This is a genomic window from Paraburkholderia caffeinitolerans (genome assembly GCF_902859945.1).
Lineage (GTDB): Bacteria > Pseudomonadota > Gammaproteobacteria > Burkholderiales > Burkholderiaceae > Paraburkholderia > Paraburkholderia caffeinitolerans.
Genome location: NZ_CADIKL010000009.1, coordinates 210,118 through 228,165 on the forward strand (window position 1 = coordinate 210,118; position 18,048 = coordinate 228,165).

Consider the following 18,048-nt stretch of genomic DNA (forward strand, 5'->3'; position numbering starts at 1 on the left):
GCCCACTGTTTTTAATGCGCTATTTTTGATGCGCTTTGCTCGTACTGATCGACCATGAAATTCCTGCTTAATATTTGTATCGCTGCCGCCGCCGCGGGAGCGCTATTTGCAACCGCCGATCTCGCCTTCGCGCAGAATTCGCCGGGCGTGCCGGGCGGTATCCTCTCTGACGGATTCAAGCTCAACGAGCATCCGCAAATGCCGTTCGCGGCATCGGCGCCTTCAGACAAATATCAGCACGGCAAGCCGTCGGCGGCGCGCAAAAAGGGCGATATGGGGGATCCGAGCGGCTGTAACCTGCAGTGCCCTCAGGATAATTGAGCGGCGGGGTGGCTGGCGGCGCGAATGCGCCGCGACTTTGTCTGCTGCAGCCATTGCGGCGCAGTTAAATTGGGCGCTGGAAAAACAAAAACTCGCGAAGCTTTTGGGCTGTCGCGAGTTTTTGTTTGATATCTGGTGGAGCCGGCGGGAATCGAACCCGCGTCCAGAAGCAGTCCATAAACAGTTCTACATGCGTAGTTCTGTCATTTGATTTAACCGCAGCGACGCGGACGAACACGCTGCGCTACGGCGATTCACTAGATTTTCGACTCTGGCGTCGTGACGCCGACAGAGCTTAACTGACGTATATGACCTCTGGCGGTATTGCTACCGGTCTTGCGACGCTAGCCCGTCAGTGAGCTAGGCAGAGGACGGCGGCCCTTAGGCTGCCAGTGCGAACGTATCGTCGTTTGCAGTTACGTTTTTCCCATTGATTAACGAGGTGACGGGTCCTCGGCATGCCCTGCCTACTTCATAACCCCTGTCGAAACCAGGTCGGCCCCGGGGAACGTCAATTATCACATAGTTCAGCAGTTGAGGCTAACCGCCCCCGAATCAAGGGCGTGCGCATCAATTCGCTTTTCCCCGACCCACGGACCGAAGCAGGGAAAACAGTGACGCCGCGGTGTCGGCCACGTGATCGGCATTCCATTGCGCCGGTGGCTCGACGTTGCCGCAGTAGCCATAGGCTGCTGCGATCGTCGCCATGCCGGCCGCGTGGCCAGCCTGCACGTCGCGCAGGTCGTCGCCCACATAGACCACGCGTTTGGCGTCAACCCTTAGCGCCTGCGCCGCATGCAGCAGCGGAGCGGGGTGAGGCTTCGAGTAGGGCGTGGTGTCGCCGCTCACGACGCAGGCCGCGCGCTTGTCGAGATGCATCAGTTTGACGAGCGGGTCGGTGAGCCGCGCGACCTTGTTGGTGACGATGCCCCAGCGCACACCTCGCGCGTCGAGGTCGTCGAGCACCGCGTCGATGCCGGGGAAGAGCGCTGTCTCCACGCGCAGATTGGCGGCGTAATTAGCGAGGAACTCTTCGCGCATGGCTGCGAACTCCCGGTCGTCGGGGCCGATGCCGAACGCCCCGCCGATCAGGCCGCGCGCACCCGCCGAGGCGAGCGGCCGCAGCTTCTCGTAGGGCGCGCTCGCCAGGCCTCGCGCGTGACGCATCTGGTTGACGGCGGCGGCGAGGTCGGGCGCTGTGTCGGCGAGCGTGCCGTCGAAGTCGAAAAGCACGGCGTCGCAGGTGTCCAGCGTCGCACGGGAGTCCGGCGCGGGCGTACTTTCAAGCTGAGTCTGAGTCATATCGGAAGAAGGCGCGGGGGCTTCAGGCGTCGCGCTGACAGGCAATCATATAGTTGACGCTGGAGTCGTTCGACAGCGCAAAGCGACGCGTGAGCGGGTTGTAGGTGATGCCCTTGATCTCGGCCGCGCGCAGCCCGGCTTCGCGCACGAAGCCCGCAAGCTCCGAAGGGCGAATGAAGCGCGCGTAATCGTGCGTGCCCTTGGGCAGCATCTGCGCGATGTATTCCGCGCCGATCACGGCAAGCAGATACGCCTTCACATTGCGATTGAGCGTGGAGAAGAACACCCAGCCGCCGGGCTTCACGAGCGTCGCGCAGGCCTTGACCACGCTCAGGGGCTCCGGCACGTGCTCGAGCATCTCCATGCAGGTGACCACGTCGAACGAAGCGGGCTCGCGTGCCGCGATTGCCTCCGCTGCGATTTCCTCGTATTCCACCGTGATGCCGCTTTCAAGGCTGTGGAGGTCCGCCACGCCCAGCGCTTCGCTGGAGAGGTCGATGCCCTTTACATTCGCGCCGAGACCGGCCATCGACTCCGACAGGATGCCGCCGCCACAGCCGATATCGAGCACGCGCTTGGCAGACAGATGCGCATGGCTGTCGATCCAGCCAAGGCGGATGGGGTTCAACTCGTGCAGCGGCTTGAATTCTGCGTTTGGGTCCCACCAGCGATGAGCAAGATCGCTGAACTTCTGCAACTCGTGGGGATCGGCATTGGTCATGTCGGAGAGGCCTCTGGTGCGCCAGGGCGGGGGAGAATAAGTAAGCCCCGAGTATATAGGCGGGGGCCTGCAGCGGCAAAATGGGCTGCAATGCCGGAGAGGGCGCTCATACCCGGTGAAAAGCAGGCGAAATAAAAAAGCCCCGCCGAAGCGGGGCTTTGAGGCTTGCTGTTGCAGCTCGCAAATTACTGTTGCGGTTGCTTCTGCGTGCCAACAACTTCGACTTCCACGCGGCGATCCGGTGCGAGGCAGGCGACGAGTTGCTTGTGGTTCTTCTGGTTGCAACCAGTCGTAACCGGGTTGCGCTTGCCCTTGCCTTCCGTGTAGATACGGTCGGCCGGAACGCCCTTGCTGACCAGGTACGACTTGACAGCTTGCGCACGGCGCAGCGACAGACGGTCGTTGTAGGCAGCCGAGCCGATGCGGTCGGTGTAACCCGTTGCAACGATGACTTCGAGGTTCAGCGCCTGGGTCTTGCTTGCCAGATCGTCCAGCTTTTCCTTGCCAGCCGGCTTCAGGATAGCCTTGTCGAAGTCGAACAGGGCGTCAGCTTGATACGTGATCTTCTGGCTCGTGATTGCCGGCGGCGGCGTGACCGGCGGCTGCGGTGCCTGGGCGACCAGTGCGCCATCGCACTTTGCGTTGGCGGTGGCCGGCGTCCAGAATGCATCGCGCCAGCAAAGCTCGTTCGTGCCGTTCATCCACACGTATTCGCCGGTACCATTCACCCAGTTGTCATTGACGGCTTGTCGCGACGCCGGCACCGATTGTGCTTGGGCGGATGCAGCCATAACTGCGGTAGCTGCAATGAACGCGAGCTTTGAAAGTTTATTCATATTTCTCCTCTCGAAATTGAGATTACCGCAGGTTTACTGCGAGCCATATGACGAAGACTAGTCATACATTGCTCGAAGTATAACATTGGCGAGTTGTGAGACACGTCTTGTGTAGACTTCGAGCGGTGTCTAACTTTGTGCGTTGGCATTTTGCCATATCGTTCCCGTCCGACGATAAAAAAAATCTGCCCCTTTCATAAGGGCTGGTCGAATGTGGTACACCCGCAACAAAAAGTTCCCGTTCGATCTCCTGGTAGTGTGCCTGGTTGGTGGCGGAGCGCAAGGTGTCCGGTTCCGGGTGCTGCGCTTTGTCACACGAATATGGCGCGAATATCGCCCGCGCACGATATTTGCCAGCGCGAGGCGGCGCGTTTGAGCCGCTGTGCGCCGTTCTGAGCCGCTCGGGCTCGCCCCACTAATAGGTATACGTAGATAGCCCCCCTGGGCGGCGGGCGGGGGGCTCGCGCATGATAGAATCATAAGATTGCGCTGCATCTGCGGCGTCCATGCGACAGCAGGGCGCGTTGCGCGGTTGGTTCGGCAGGCAGGCTTGCCGGCAGCCCCGTGCGCCCGATAACGACATCGATAATGGATCAATTCGCCAAAGAGACTCTGCCTATCTCCCTTGAGGAGGAAATGCGCCGCTCGTATCTCGACTACGCGATGAGCGTGATCGTCGGGCGGGCACTGCCGGATGTGCGCGATGGCCTGAAGCCCGTGCACCGGCGCGTGCTGTACGCGATGCACGAGTTGAACAACGACTGGAACCGCGCTTACAAGAAATCGGCGCGTATCGTCGGCGACGTGATCGGTAAATACCACCCGCACGGCGACACGGCTGTTTACGACACCATCGTCCGGATGGCGCAGAACTTCTCGCTGCGCTACATGCTGGTCGACGGCCAGGGGAATTTCGGCTCGATCGACGGCGACAACGCCGCGGCCATGCGTTACACCGAAATCCGCATGGCGAAGATCGGCCACGAGCTGCTCGCCGACATCGACAAGGAAACCGTCGACTTCGGGCCGAACTACGACGGCAGCGAAAGCGAACCGCAGATTCTGCCCGCGCGCATTCCGAACCTGCTCATCAACGGTTCGTCGGGCATCGCGGTCGGCATGGCCACGAATATTCCGCCGCACAATCTCAACGAAGTGGTCGATGCTTGCCAGCATCTGCTGAGGAATCCGCAGACCACGATTGATGAGTTGATCGAAATCATTCCGGCGCCCGATTTCCCGACCGCCGGCATCATCTACGGCGTCGCCGGCGTGCGCGACGGCTATCGCACCGGGCGCGGGCGCGTCGTGATGCGCGCGGCTACCCACTTTGAAGAGATCGACCGCGGCCAGCGCATGGCGATCATCGTCGACGAGCTGCCGTATCAGGTGAACAAGCGTTCGCTGCTCGAGCGCATTGCCGAACTCGTCAACGAGAAGAAGCTCGAAGGCATTTCCGACATCCGCGACGAGTCGGACAAGAGCGGCATGCGCGTGGTGATCGAGCTCAAGCGCGGCGAAGTGCCCGAGGTCATCCTCAACAATCTGTATAAGGCTACGCAGCTTCAAGACACGTTCGGCATGAACATGGTCGCGCTGGTGGACAACCAGCCGAAGCTGCTGAACCTGAAGGAAATGCTTGAGCATTTCCTGTCGCACCGCCGCGAAGTGCTCACGCGGCGCACGGTATACGAACTGCGCAAGGCGCGCGAACGCGGCCATGTGCTCGAAGGCCTCGCGGTCGCGCTCGCGAATATCGACGACTTCATCGCCATCATCAAGGCCGCGCCCACGCCGCCGATCGCGAAGCAGGAGTTGATGAACCGTCCGTGGGACTCGTCGCTCGTGCGCGAGATGCTCACGCGTGCGGAGCAGGAGAACGCCTCGGCGGGCGGCCGCGACGCATATCGTCCGGAGGGGCTGAACCCTCAGTACGGCATGCAGACCGATGGCCTCTATCGTCTGTCCGATACGCAGGCGCAGGAAATCCTGCAAATGCGTCTGCAGCGCCTGACGGGTCTGGAGCAGGACAAGATCATTGGCGAGTACCGCGAAGTGATGGCGCAAATCGCCGACCTGCTCGACATCCTTGCGCGCCCCGAGCGCGTAACGACGATGATCTCCGACGAACTCACCGCGATCAAGAGCGAATTCGGCGATGCCCGTCGCTCGAAGATCGAGATGAATGCGACCGAGCTGAACACCGAGGATCTGATCACGCCGCAGGACATGGTGGTGACCATGTCGCACGCGGGTTACGTGAAATCGCAGCCGTTGTCCGAATATCGCGCCCAAAAGCGCGGAGGTCGCGGCAAGCAGGCCACCTCGATGAAGGAAGACGACTGGATCGACACGCTCTTCATCGCCAATACGCACGACCACATCCTGTGCTTCTCGAATCGCGGCCGCGTGTACTGGGTCAAGGTGTATGAAGTGCCGCAGGGCTCGCGCAACTCGCGCGGCCGTCCGATCGTCAACATGTTCCCGCTCCAGGACGGCGAGAAGATTACGGTTGTGCTGCCGGTGAAGGAGTTCTCGGCGGACAAGTTTGTCTTTATGGCGACCGCACTTGGTACGGTCAAGAAGACGCCGCTCGAGGCATTCAGCCGCCCGCTGCGCAAGGGTATTATTGCGGTCGGTCTGGACGAGGGCGACTACCTGATCGGCGCGGCCATTACCGACGGCGCGCACGACGTGATGCTGTTCTCGGACGCCGGCAAGGCAGTGCGCTTCGACGAAAACGACGTGCGCCCGATGGGCCGCGAAGCGCGCGGCGTGCGCGGCATGCAGCTCGAGGATACCCAGCAGGTCATCGCGCTCCTCGTGGCCGAAGACGAGCAGCAGTCGGTGCTCACCGCCACCGAGAACGGCTATGGCAAGCGCACGCCGATCGCCGAATACACGCGCCACGGCCGCGGCACGAAGGGCATGATCGCGATCCAGACGTCGGAGCGCAATGGCAAGGTCGTGGCGGCAACGCTCGTGGACTCCGAAGCCCAGATCATGCTGATCACGACCACGGGTGTGTTGATCCGCACGCGTGTCTCGGAGATCCGTGAAATGGGCCGTGCGACGCAAGGTGTTACACTCATCAGCCTTGACGAAGGCACGAAGCTTTCCGGCCTGCAGCAAGTCGCGGAGGCCGATGCCGAAGGCGATATCGCTGAAGGCGAGGACGAAAGCGAAGAGTAAGTTTTGCGTGCAGGTTGATGTGGCCAGGCGGCCCGCGTGAGCGGGCCGCTTCGTATCAGGATGCCGTAGGTGTTTTGAGTGGCCAACGGTGCTGAATGGTGCCGGCTGGATCGCTGGATCGGGCGGAGGGCGCGCAACGCGCGCCCCGGAGCGCCCCGCGGTTCGCGCGGCAGGCAGTTCGATTATTTTCTCAGAGGGAGTAATGATGCAAAAACGATTCAAGCAGGTGATGTTGCTGGCCGCTCTCGTGCCGACGTTCGCCATGGCGCAGGCGCTTCAGAACCAGGCGCCCGCCCCGGCGGCGCCGGCTGCTGCCGCAGCACCGATCGATTCGGCCAAGCAAGCCGCGATCAAGGACCTGCTGGACGCGATCGATGCGCAGAAGCTCGTCGGCGCAATCGGCAACAGCGCGCAAATGCAGGCTAAGCAGCTCGTCCCGGCGATCCTGTCGGACGCGCTGTCGGAAAACAAGACGATGACGGACAAGCAGAAGCAAGCTTCCGTCCCCTCGCTGCAGAAGAACGCAGTGCCGAAGCTGGTTGACTCGGCAGGCCAGGTTTTCGCTACGGACTCGTTCAAGCAGGACGCAATGCAGGCTCAGTACGACGCTTATGCCAAGTACTACAGCACGCAGGAAATCAAGGACCTGACCACGTTCTACCGCAGCCCGACCGGCCGCAAGTTCATCCAGGTTCAAGACCAGGTGGGCCGCGACGTCGTCAACGGTCTGATGCAGAAGTACATGCCGCAGTCGATCAAGGCTACGCGCGACCAGGCCGACAAGGAAGTCGCTTCGGTCAAGCCGGCCAAGTAAGCATCGCCTGTCGCACTTGCCCGGGAGGCCCGCGTTGGCGGGTTCCCGGCGACAATGCGATAATGGCCGTTTGTGCGATAAGCACAAGCGGCCATTATTTTTTCGGCGCACCGGCTTGGGGCCGTGGCGCCTGCCTCGGGGATCCCCTTACGATGCGCGTCTTCAACTTCTCCGCCGGTCCGGCTGCATTGCCCGAAGAGGTGCTCCGGCAGGCTGCCGACGAAATGCTCGATTGGCACGGCAGCGGCATGAGCGTGATGGAAATGAGCCATCGCGGCCCGGAATTCATGCAGATCCACAGCGAGGCGCTGCTTGATCTGCGCGAACTGATGCAGGTGCCGGCGAGCCACCAGATCCTGTTTTTGCAGGGCGGCGGCATTGGCGAGAACGCGATCGTTCCACTGAACCTGTTCGGCGTGAAGCCGCGCGCCGACTTCGTGATCACGGGCTCGTGGTCGCAGAAGTCGCAGAAGGAAGCGCTCAAGTATGGCGCGGCGCACATCGCCGCGACGGGCCGCACCGAAGCGGGCTTCACGCACGCGCCGGCGAAGGGCGAGTGGAAGCTCTCCGACGATCCCGCCTACGTGCATCTGTGCACGAACGAGACAATCGACGGCGTGGAGACGTTCGAGATTCCCGATCTGGGCGACATCCCGCTCGTGGCCGACGCCTCGTCGCACATCCTCTCGCGCCCGATGGACCTCGCCAAATACGGCGTGCTCTATGGCGGCGCGCAGAAGAACATCGGCATGGCCGGTGTGACGGTCGTGATCGTGCGCGAAGACCTGCTCGACCGCGCGATGCCTATTTGCCCGTCGGCGTTCGAGTGGAAGACCGTTGCCGCGAACAACTCCATGTTCAACACGCCTCCCACTTACGCGATTTACATCGCGGGCCTCGTGTTCAAGTGGCTCAAGCGTCAGGGCGGCCTCACGGCCATCGAGGCGCGCAATATCGAAAAAGCGCAGTTGCTCTACGACACGATCGACGCGAGCAGCTTCTACATCAACAAGGTGGAGCGTCGCGCGCGCTCGCGGATGAACGTCCCGTTCTTCCTCGCCGATGAAACACGTAACGATGATTTCCTGGCCGGCGCGAAGGCGCGCGGGCTTCTGCAGCTGAAGGGCCACAAGTCCGTCGGCGGCATGCGGGCGTCGATTTACAACGCGGTGCCGCTCGAAGCAGTGAAGGCACTGGTCGAGTACATGAAGGACTTCGAGGCAAAGCACGCCTGACGGGGCCAACGCCCCGCAGCAACGCGCTGCGCGTATCTCCTCGCATCTTCTTTCAGATTGCCGGTTTCACGCATGGACGACGAACTCAACACACAACTCAAGCCGCTGCGCGAGCGTATCGACGCGATCGATGCCCAGCTCATAGCGCTCCTGAACCAGCGCGCGGCGGTGGCGCTCGAAGTGGGCGAGGTCAAGAAGCACTTCAACGCACCCGTATTCCGCCCGGAGCGCGAGCTCCAGGTGATCGAGCGCCTGCAGAACCTGAGCGACGGTCCGCTCGGCAACGATCACATCAGCGCGATCTGGCGCGAGATCATGGCCGCGAGCCGCTCGCTCGAAAAGACCATCTCGGTTGCGTATCTCGGCCCGGTCGGCACCTATTCCGAGCAGGCGACGTTCGCATACTTCGGTCAGTCGATCGACGGCATGCCGTGTCCGTCCATCGACGAGGTGTTTCGCTCGGTCGAGTCGGGCGCTGCGGAATTCGGCGTCGCGCCGGTCGAGAATTCGACCGAAGGCGCGGTGTCGCGCACGCTCGATCTGCTCCTGCAGACGCAGCTCGTGATCGGCGGTGAAATCGCGCTGCCGATCCAGCACAACCTGATGACGCAAAGCGGCAAGCTCGACGGCGTGACGCGCGTGTGTGCGCACCCGCAGGCGCTTGCGCAGTGCCAGCGCTGGCTCACCGTCAACGCGCCGCAACTGGAGCGCCAGGCTGTGTCGAGCAACGCCGAGGCCGCGCGCCTTGCAGCGCAAGATCCGACCATCGCGGCCATCGCCGGCGAGCGCGCGGCCACGCACTACGGCCTTTCGATCGCCAATGCGCTGATTCAGGACGATCCGCATAACCGCACGCGCTTCGTGATGATCGGCAAGCAGCCGGCGGGCGTGTCGGGCCACGATCAGACTTCGATGATCGTCTCGGTGAAGAACGAGCCGGGCGCCGTCTACAAGCTGCTCGAGCCGCTCGCGCGCCACGGTGTGTCGATGACGCGCTTCGAGTCGCGCCCGGCGCGCGTCGGCACGTGGGAGTACTACTTCTACATCGACTTCGAAGGCCATCGCGACGAGCCGGCTGTGGCTGCCGCGCTCGAAGAGCTGGGCAAGAAAGCTGCATTCCTGAAGATTCTCGGCTCGTATCCGCGTTCGCGCTAAGTTCGGCTTTGCGCCCGGTTCCGGCCACGCACCTCAGCGGCGCGGCGGCCGAAGCCGGCAGCGTCCCGCTTGATCGTGCACGGGGCGGAGCCATTGCTTCGCACGAACCTTCGCCGATACTGGAGAAATACGCATGACCACGCAATTCGGCCCTTCGTATGTGCGCGCGATCGCGCCGTATGTCGCCGGCAAGCCGATTTCCGAAGTTGCCCGCGAGTTCGGTCTCGACGAGGCGCGCATTGTGAAGCTCGCGTCGAACGAGAATCCGCTCGGCATGCCCGAGTCGGCGCAGCGAGCGATTGCGCAGGCTGCAAGCGAGCTGGGCCGATACCCGGATTCGAACGCGTTCGAACTGAAGGCCGCGCTTGCCGCGCGCTACGACGTGCCGCCCGAGTGGATCACGCTGGGCAACGGCAGCAACGACATCCTCGAAATGGCGGCGCACGCGTTTGTCGAGCGTGGCCAGTCGATCGTCTATTCGCAGTATTCGTTCGCGGTCTATGCGCTCGCGACTCAGGGGCTCGGCGCGCGCCATCTCGTGACGCCGGCCGTGCGGTACGGCCACGATCTGGATGCGATGCTCGCGGCCATTGCCGACGATACGCGTCTGATTTTCGTGGCGAACCCGAACAATCCAACGGGCACCTTCATCGACGGCGCCGCGCTTGAAGCGTTCATTGCCAGGGTGCCGCGCCACATTGCCGTGGTGCTCGACGAGGCCTATACCGAGTATCTCGCGGCGGACAAGCGCTACGACTCGATCGCGTGGGTGCGCCGCTATCCGAACCTGCTGGTCTCGCGCACGTTCTCGAAGGCATACGGGCTCGCGGGCCTGCGCATCGGCTTCGCGATCGCGCAGCCCGAACTGACCGATCTGCTCAACCGGCTGCGTCAGCCGTTCAATGTGAACACGCTTGCGCAGGCCGCAGCGGTTGCGGCGCTCGGCGATACCGCTTTCCTCGAGAAGAGCGCTGCGTTGAACGCCGAGGGCTATCGCACGCTGACTGCCGCGTTCGAGCGCATGTGTCTCGAGTACGTGCCCTCGGACGGCAACTTTGTGCTCGTGCGTATGGGCACGGACGACCAGGCCGGAGATCGCGTCAATCTCGCGCTGCTCAAGCAGGGCGTGATCGTACGCCCGGTAGGCGGCTATGGCCTGCCGCAGTGGTTGCGCGTGACCATCGGCCTGCCCGAGGAGAACGCGGCATTCCTCGCGGCGCTCGAACGTGCGCTCGCATGAGCATGGGCGCGCAATTTTTCTTTATTCCGGTGATGGCGTGAGCGCGTTTTCCTTCAACAAACTGGTGATTTTCGGCGTCGGCCTGATCGGTGGATCGCTCGCGCGCGCTTTGCGCGAGCGCGGTGGCGCTACTGGCCAGGTGATTGGCGTGGGCCGACGCGCTCATTCGGTCGCGCGGGCGCTGGAACTGGGCGTGATCGACGCGGCCGTGACGCTTGACGACGAAGCGGCGCTGGCCTCCACGCTCGACGGCGCGGACCTCGTGCTGATCGCGGCGCCCGTCGCACAGACGCAGGCGCTGCTCGAACGCATCGCGCCGCATTTGCAGCCGCACACCATCGTTACCGACGCTGGCAGCACCAAGGGCGACGTGATTGCCGCCGCGCGCGCGGCGCTGGGTGGACGCATCGGCCAGTTCGTGCCGGGGCATCCGATCGCGGGCCGCGAATCGAGCGGCGTCGAAGCAGCGTTGCCGGACCTGTACGTGGGCCGCAACGTCGTGCTGTGTCCGCTCGAGGAAAACGCGCCCGAGGCGGTCGAGCGCATCGCCGCGATGTGGCGCGCCACGGGTGCAGTCATCGGTCAGATGCCGGCTGTGCAGCACGATCGCGTTTTCGCCTCGGTGAGCCATCTGCCGCACGTGCTTTCGTTCGCGCTCGTCGACCAGATTCTGGCCACGCCCGACGCCGAATTGAAATTCTCGTTCGCCGCGGGCGGGTTCCGCGACTTCACGCGTATTGCCGCGTCGAGCCCCGAAATGTGGCGCGACGTCTGCCTCGCGAACCGCGCGGCGCTGCTCGCCGAGCTCGACGCCTACACTGATGTGCTGGCGAAGCTACGCATGGCCATCGATGCCGGCGACGGCGCGGCGCTCGAAACGGTGTTCGCGCGCTCGCGCGCGGCGCGCGAGGCATGGCAGGAACGCGGCGGCAAGCGCGCGAATGGCGCAGGCGGCGCAGCGGCGGGGGACTCCCAGATCGCGCCCGGTGCTACCGACGCGGCCCCCGGCAAGTAGGCAACAGTCATGCGGCGCGGGGCATCATTCTGAAGCCCGCCGTTATCGCACTATCAGGACACGCTCATGGAACACCTCGATCTCGGACCGTTCACCCGTGCATCCGGCACGGTTCGCCTGCCTGGCTCGAAGAGCATCTCGAACCGCGTGCTGCTGCTCGCGGCGCTCGCCGAAGGCGAAACGACGATCACGAACCTGCTCGACTCCGACGACACCCGTGTGATGCTCGACGCGCTCGCGAAGCTCGGCGTGAAGCTCACGCGCGAAGGCGACACCTGCGTGGTGCAGGGCACGCGCGGCGCGTTCACGGCGAAACAGGCGGACCTGTTCCTCGGCAACGCGGGCACGGCGGTGCGTCCGCTCACGGCGGCGCTCGCCGTGAATGGCGGCGACTATCGCATCCACGGCGTGCCGCGCATGCACGAGCGGCCCATCGGTGACCTCGTCGACGGCCTGCGCCAGATCGGCGCGAAGATCGATTACGAAGAGAACGACGGTTACCCGCCGCTGCGCATCCGCCCGGCGCAAATTAGCGTCGATGCGCCCATCCGTGTGCGCGGCGGCGTGTCGAGCCAGTTCCTCACCGCGCTGCTCATGACGCTGCCGCTCGTGCGCGCCGAGGGCGGCGTGACCGTTGTGGAAGTGGACGGCGAGCTGATCTCGAAGCCCTACATCGACATCACCATCAAGCTGATGGAGCGCTTCGGCGTGAAGGTCGAGCGCCACGGCTGGCAGCGTTTCGAGGTGCCCGCCGGAACTGGCGTGCGTTACCGGTCGCCGGGCAAGATCATGGTCGAGGGCGATGCCTCGTCGGCGTCGTACTTTCTCGCGGCGGGCGCCATCGGCGGCGGTCCGCTGCGCGTGGAGGGCGTGGGCCGCGCGAGCATTCAGGGCGACGTCGACTTTGCCGCCGCGCTCATGCGCATGGGCGCGAACGTGACGGTGGCCGACGACTGGATCGAGGTGCGCGGCATCGGCAACGATCACGGCAAGCTCGATCCCATCGACATGGATTTCAATCTGATTCCCGATGCGGCAATGACCATCGCCGTGGCGGCGCTCTTTGCCGATGGCGCGACCACGCTGCGCAACATCGCGAGCTGGCGCGTGAAGGAAACCGACCGCATCGCGGCGATGGCCACAGAGTTGCGCAAGGTGGGCGCCGACGTGGAAGAGGGGCCCGACTACCTGATCGTGCGCCCGCCCGAAAAGCTTACGCCGAACGCCGCGATCGACACCTACGACGATCACCGCATGGCCATGTGCTTCTCGCTCGTGAGCCTCGGCGGCGTGCCGGTGCGCATCAACGACCCGAAGTGCGTCGGCAAGACGTTCCCCGATTATTTCGAGCGCTTCCTGGCGCTCGCGCAACCTTGATTCCACCGCAGCCGAATCCTTTCGCCGCATGAAACCGACTCGTCCCTTTTATCCGACGCCCCTGATCGCGATCGACGGCCCGACTGCCTCCGGCAAGGGCACGGTGGCCACGCTGGTTGCCGCGCATATGGGCTTCCACCTGCTCGACAGCGGCGCGCTGTACCGGCTCGCCGCGCTCGCGAGCATGCGTTACGCGATTGCGGCCGATGATGCCGACGGCCTTGCAAAGCTGATCGACGATCTCCACATCACGTTCCGCGAAGGCCTCGCGCAACTCGACGGCGTTGACGTTTCGAACGAAATCCGCGCCGAGGAAGTCGGCAACCGGGCCTCCGTGATCGCCGCGCATCCGTCCGTGCGCACCGCGCTGGTGGCCCGTCAGCGGGCGTTCCGCAAGCTCCCGGGCCTCGTCGCCGATGGCCGCGACATGGGCACGGTGATCTTCCCGGACGCCGACCTGAAGGTGTTCTTGACGGCCAGCGTGGAGGCCCGCGCGGCTCGCCGGTATAAGCAATTGATCCAAAAAGGTTTTTCTGCTAATATGGATGACTTGCTCCGGGATTTGCGTGAACGCGACGCGCGCGACAGCAATCGCGCGGCCGCACCGCTCAAGCCCGCAGCGGATGCGAAGCTGCTGGATACCTCGGCGCTGTCCATCGACCAGGCGGTCGAACAGGTCGTGCAGTGGTACCAGGAGTCGAGCCAGCTGCGCTCCGTGCGCCATCCCGATGGCCACGGCAAGTCGTAGAAGCGAGCGCAGTCAGTAAAGAGCAGTTGTAGTGCGTAGTGGTGCCCTGCTGTGAAGCGGGGCGTTTGTTAAACCCTTTAACCCCGTATGGCTTTTGCGTCCGTGCCGCGATCGTGAGCGTTCCGGCCTCAACGCCCGACCGGCCAAAACTGGCTGGCGTGCAGCGAAAACCATGCAAATCCAGATTTTTATGTCCGACCTGCAAACCTCCACCCCGAATACCGAATCTTTCGCGGCTCTGTTCGAAGAGTCGCTGACCCGTCAAGACATGCGCGCCGGCGAAGTGATCTCCGCCGAAGTCGTGCGTGTTGACCACAACTTCGTGGTCGTGAACGCTGGTCTCAAATCCGAAGCCTATATTCCGCTCGAAGAGTTCCTGAACGACGCGGGTGAAGTGGAAGTGCAGGCGGGCGATTTCGTTTCCGTCGCGATCGACGCGCTGGAAAACGGCTACGGCGACACCATCCTGTCGCGCGACAAGGCGAAGCGTCTCGCTTCGTGGCTGTCGCTGGAAAAGGCCCTCGACAACAACGAACTCGTGACCGGCACGATCACGGGCAAGGTCAAGGGCGGCATGACCGTCATGGTCAACGGCATCCGCGCGTTCCTGCCGGGTTCGCTCGTCGACACGCGTCCGGTCAAGGACACGACGCCGTACGAAGGCAAGACGCTCGAATTCCGCGTCATCAAGCTCGACCGCAAGCGTAACAACGTCGTGCTGTCGCGCCGTGCAGTGATCGAAGCTACCCAAGGCGAAGAGCGCGCAAAGCTGCTCGAGACGCTGAAGGAAGGCGCGATTGTCAACGGCGTGGTCAAGAACATCACCGACTACGGCGCGTTCGTGGACCTCGGCGGCATCGACGGCCTGCTGCACATCACCGACATCGCATGGCGTCGCGTGCGTCATCCGTCGGAAGTGCTGTCGGTTGGCCAGGAAGTCACGGCCAAGATCCTCAAGTTCGACCAGGAAAAGAACCGCGTTTCGCTCGGTATCAAGCAACTGGGCGACGATCCGTGGGAAGGCATCTCGCGCCGTTACCCGTCGGGCACGCGCCTGTTCGGCAAGGTCACGAACATCACCGACTACGGCGCGTTCGTCGAAGTCGAATCGGGCATCGAAGGCCTGGTTCACGTGTCGGAAATGGACTGGACCAACAAGAACGTTGCTCCGTCGAAGGTTGTCCAGCTGGGCGACGAAGTCGAAGTCATGGTCCTCGAGATCGACGAAGACCGCCGCCGTATCAGCCTCGGCATGAAGCAGTGCAAGGCCAACCCGTGGGATGACTTTAGCCGCAACTTCAAGAAGGGCGACAAGCTGCAAGGCGCGATCAAGTCGATCACCGACTTCGGCGTGTTCATCGGCCTGCCTGGCGGCATCGACGGTCTGGTTCACCTTTCGGACCTGTCGTGGTCGGAAACCGGCGAAGAAGCTGTCCGCAAGTACAAGAAGGGCGACGAAGTCGAGGCCGTGGTTCTGGGCATCGACGTCGAGAAGGAGCGTATCTCCCTCGGCATCAAGCAGCTCGAAGGCGACCCGTTCAGCAACTTCGTCGCGATCAACGACAAGGGCGCAACGGTCGACGGCGTCGTGAAGTCGGTGGACGCGAAGGGTGCGGTCATCACGCTGACGGCGGACGTCGAAGGCTACCTGCGTGCTTCGGAAATCGCGCAAGATCGCGTGGAAGATGCTCGCAACGTGCTGAAGGAAGGCGACAAGGTCAACGCGATGATCATCAACATCGATCGCAAGTCGCGTGGCATCAACCTGTCGATCAAGGCGAAGGATTCGGCCGAGACGCAGGAAGCCCTGCGCAGCATGTCGTCGGACACGGGTTCGGCTGCCACCGGCACGACCAACCTCGGCGCGCTGCTCAAGGCCAAGCTCGACGGCCAGAACCAGTAAGCCTCAAACGGGGGCAAGCTGAAGTATGACCAAATCTGAATTGGTCGCGCAGCTGGCTACGCGATTTCCGCAACTTGTTCTCAAGGATGCGGATTTCGCGGTCAAGACGATGCTCGATGCGATGTCCGAGGCGCTTGCCAAGGGCCATCGCATCGAAATTCGTGGCTTTGGCAGTTTCGGCTTGAATCGCCGGCCGTCGCGCGTCGGACGCAATCCCAAGTCGGGTGAAAAGGTGCTGGTGCCTGAGAAGTTCGTGCCGCATTTCAAGCCTGGCAAGGAGTTGCGCGAGCGCGTCGACCGTCATTCGGGCGAGCCGCTGAAGGCAGACGAGCCGGACGACGATCTGTAAGCGCCGCAGGGTATTCGCAGCGGTTGCAGCCGTTGGCGGTCAATGCCAGATGGCCAGTGCATGGACCGAAAAAAGCGCAGGGTTTTTCGAAACCCGGCGCTTTTTTTTCGTCCGCGTTTTTTGGGTGCGGCTTGCGGCTTTGCGCACGTGCCGGCTCGCGGGCCGTTCCATTACAATACGGGACACTTCGGCGCGGCCGGTGCTGCGGCGCAGCAGCGGGGCGGCGCCGGCGCATTCCCGCAACTGCCAAGAGAATCCTTCATGAGATTTATCGCCTGGGTGATCCGTGTACTGGTGTTCGTGTTATTGCTCGTGCTCGCACTGGAGAACACGGATCCTGCGACGCTGCACGTCCTGGCCGGCTATTCGTGGCAGGCTCCGCTGATTCTGATCGGGCTGGCGTTCTTCGTTGTGGGGCTGCTGGCCGGCCTGCTTTCGGCGTTGCCCGCGATGTTCCGGCTGCGCATGGAGAACGGGCGCCTGAAGCGCGACCTGCGTACCGCGAAGGAAGCGCCCGCAACGCCCGCGGAACCGCCGCTGCCGCCGCTTATCTGATTTTGAATTACCGTGCCGTGCGCCGTCGATGCCACCTAAGCGCTTTACAGGCGCCTGAGGGGCGTCCGCAGCGCGCGGCCTGATTACCGCTTTTACCATCGCTCGCATGGATCTCGATTTTTGGTGGCTGCTCGTCATTCCCGTCGCGTTTGCGCTCGGCTGGATGGCGTCGCGCTATGACCTGAAGGCGCTGCTCTCCGAAAGCGCCAATCTGCCGCGTTCGTATTTCAAGGGCCTGAATTTCCTGCTCAACGAGCAGCCCGACAAGGCCATCGACGCGTTCATCGAAGTTGCCAAGCTCGATCCGGAAACCGTCGAACTGCACTTCGCGCTCGGCAACCTGTTTCGCCGACGCGGTGAAACCGATCGAGCGATTCGCGTGCACCAGAATCTGCTGTCGCGCTCGGACCTGCCCGTGAACGAGCGTGATCACGCGCTCTATGAGCTTGGCCAGGACTTCCTGAAAGCCGGCATGCTCGATCGCGCCGAAGAGACCTTCAGCATGCTCAAGTCGGGCGACTACGCACAGGGCGCGCAGCGTGCGCTGCTCACGATCTACGAGATCGAGAAGGACTGGAATCGCTCGATCGAGACAGCGCGTTTGCTCGAAACCATGGGGGCGGCGCCGCTCGGCCTCGAAATCGCCCAGTTCCACTGCGAGCTTTCGCAGGAGGCGCTCCAGCGCAAGAACCCGGACGAAGCGCGGCGTCAGCTTGTGCTTGCGCTCAAAGCCAACGAGCAGAGCGTGCGCGCGACGATTCTCGGCGGCGACGTGGACGCCGCGAGCGGCGACTGGCAGGCCGCGCTCGCGCAGTGGAAGCGTGTCGAGGCCCAGAATCCCGCCTATCTGCCGCTGGTGGCCGAGAAAATCATGAAGGGCTACGAGGCGCTGGGCCGCGCGCAGGAAGGGGCGCAACTGCTTACCGAATGGGTTGACCGCTATTCCTCGAACGATCTGCTCGATGTCGCCTATAAATACGTGGCCGAGCTGAGCGGCCCCGGCGCGGCTCATACGCTCGCCCGCACGCAGATGCAGAAGTCGCCGAATCTCGCCGGCATGACGCGTCTGCTCGAAGCGCAGCAGGCTAACGCCGAAGAGCCGCGGCGCAGCGAACTCGAACTCATGAGCAAGCTGATCCAGCAGCGCACCAAGAATCTGCCGCGTTACACGTGCCAGAATTGTGGCTTCCGGGCGCGCCTTTTCTACTGGCAGTGCCCCGGCTGCAGCGGCTGGGAAACCTATGCGCCGCGCCGCGTCGAGCCCATCCCTGCATCAGGTTGATGC

16 protein-coding genes and 1 other RNA gene are annotated in these 18,048 nt (G+C 63.2%); 13 read left to right on the top strand and 4 right to left on the bottom strand.

Translation table 11 applies throughout. The annotated features are described in order from the left end of the window. Window positions 1–54: 54 nt before the first annotated feature. Window positions 55–321: a hypothetical protein gene (locus HV773_RS11920; protein ID WP_129562534.1), complete on the top strand. Its 267-nt coding sequence runs from the start codon at window positions 55–57 to the stop codon at window positions 319–321. Between the two features lie 133 nt (window positions 322–454). Here HV773_RS11920 and ssrA read toward each other — a convergent pair. From ssrA to ompA, 4 genes are all read right to left on the bottom strand, one after another. Beyond that, window positions 455–824: a transfer-messenger RNA gene (ssrA, locus tag HV773_RS11925) on the bottom strand. A gap of 67 nt (window positions 825–891) precedes the next feature. Then, the gene (locus HV773_RS11930) at window positions 892–1,623 is read right to left on the bottom strand and encodes an HAD-IA family hydrolase (RefSeq protein ID WP_129562533.1); all 732 of its coding nucleotides are present in this window, start codon (window positions 1,621–1,623) and stop codon (window positions 892–894) included. 22 nt (window positions 1,624–1,645) lie between these two features. Beyond that, complete coding sequence (gene ubiG / locus HV773_RS11935) at window positions 1,646–2,344, bottom strand: bifunctional 2-polyprenyl-6-hydroxyphenol methylase/3-demethylubiquinol 3-O-methyltransferase UbiG (RefSeq protein ID WP_129562532.1); 699 nt, start codon at window positions 2,342–2,344, stop codon at window positions 1,646–1,648. Between the two features lie 185 nt (window positions 2,345–2,529). Then, window positions 2,530–3,180, bottom strand: a complete 651-nt coding sequence (gene ompA / locus HV773_RS11940; protein ID WP_129562531.1) for an outer membrane protein OmpA — start codon at window positions 3,178–3,180, stop codon at window positions 2,530–2,532. 588 nt (window positions 3,181–3,768) lie between these two features. Between ompA and gyrA the strand changes: the two genes are divergently transcribed. The 12 genes from gyrA to lapB all read left to right on the top strand — a co-directional run bounded on the left by gyrA (window position 3,769) and on the right by lapB (window position 18,045). Beyond that, complete coding sequence (gene gyrA / locus HV773_RS11945; RefSeq protein WP_129562530.1) at window positions 3,769–6,372, top strand: DNA gyrase subunit A; 2,604 nt, start codon at window positions 3,769–3,771, stop codon at window positions 6,370–6,372. A 205-nt stretch (window positions 6,373–6,577) separates the two neighbouring features. Further along, entirely contained in the window at window positions 6,578–7,186 is a 609-nt protein-coding gene (locus HV773_RS11950) for a DUF2059 domain-containing protein (protein ID WP_129563375.1), read from the top strand. A 152-nt stretch (window positions 7,187–7,338) separates the two neighbouring features. Further along, on the top strand, window positions 7,339–8,421 hold the full coding sequence (serC, locus tag HV773_RS11955; protein WP_129562529.1) for a 3-phosphoserine/phosphohydroxythreonine transaminase: 1,083 nt from the start codon (window positions 7,339–7,341) through the stop codon (window positions 8,419–8,421). A gap of 72 nt (window positions 8,422–8,493) precedes the next feature. Then, window positions 8,494–9,576 (top strand): prephenate dehydratase, encoded by a 1,083-nt coding sequence (gene pheA / locus HV773_RS11960; RefSeq protein WP_129562528.1) that lies wholly within the window; start codon window positions 8,494–8,496, stop codon window positions 9,574–9,576. Window positions 9,577–9,709: 133 nt separating this feature from the next. Beyond that, window positions 9,710–10,816 (top strand): histidinol-phosphate transaminase, encoded by a 1,107-nt coding sequence (hisC, locus tag HV773_RS11965; protein WP_129562527.1) that lies wholly within the window; start codon window positions 9,710–9,712, stop codon window positions 10,814–10,816. A gap of 37 nt (window positions 10,817–10,853) precedes the next feature. Continuing rightward, window positions 10,854–11,831 carry a prephenate dehydrogenase gene (locus tag HV773_RS11970; protein WP_175195270.1) on the top strand — a complete coding sequence of 326 codons (978 nt, stop codon included), beginning with the start codon at window positions 10,854–10,856 and terminating at the stop codon, window positions 11,829–11,831. Between the two features lie 66 nt (window positions 11,832–11,897). Next, window positions 11,898–13,208 carry a 3-phosphoshikimate 1-carboxyvinyltransferase gene (gene aroA / locus HV773_RS11975; protein ID WP_175195272.1) on the top strand — a complete coding sequence of 437 codons (1,311 nt, stop codon included), beginning with the start codon at window positions 11,898–11,900 and terminating at the stop codon, window positions 13,206–13,208. Window positions 13,209–13,236: 28 nt separating this feature from the next. After that, the gene (gene cmk / locus HV773_RS11980) at window positions 13,237–13,956 is read left to right on the top strand and encodes a (d)CMP kinase (RefSeq protein WP_129562526.1); all 720 of its coding nucleotides are present in this window, start codon (window positions 13,237–13,239) and stop codon (window positions 13,954–13,956) included. 172 nt (window positions 13,957–14,128) lie between these two features. Further along, a complete protein-coding gene (gene rpsA, locus HV773_RS11985) occupies window positions 14,129–15,859 on the top strand; it encodes a 30S ribosomal protein S1 (protein WP_129562525.1) in 1,731 nt (576 codons plus the stop codon). Window positions 15,860–15,884: 25 nt separating this feature from the next. After that, window positions 15,885–16,208 carry an integration host factor subunit beta gene (locus tag HV773_RS11990; protein ID WP_035522478.1) on the top strand — a complete coding sequence of 108 codons (324 nt, stop codon included), beginning with the start codon at window positions 15,885–15,887 and terminating at the stop codon, window positions 16,206–16,208. 261 nt (window positions 16,209–16,469) lie between these two features. Beyond that, window positions 16,470–16,763: a lipopolysaccharide assembly protein LapA domain-containing protein gene (locus HV773_RS11995; protein WP_129562524.1), complete on the top strand. Its 294-nt coding sequence runs from the start codon at window positions 16,470–16,472 to the stop codon at window positions 16,761–16,763. A 106-nt stretch (window positions 16,764–16,869) separates the two neighbouring features. Continuing rightward, on the top strand, window positions 16,870–18,045 hold the full coding sequence (gene lapB, locus HV773_RS12000) for a lipopolysaccharide assembly protein LapB (RefSeq protein WP_129562523.1): 1,176 nt from the start codon (window positions 16,870–16,872) through the stop codon (window positions 18,043–18,045). Window positions 18,046–18,048: the final 3 nt, after the last annotated feature.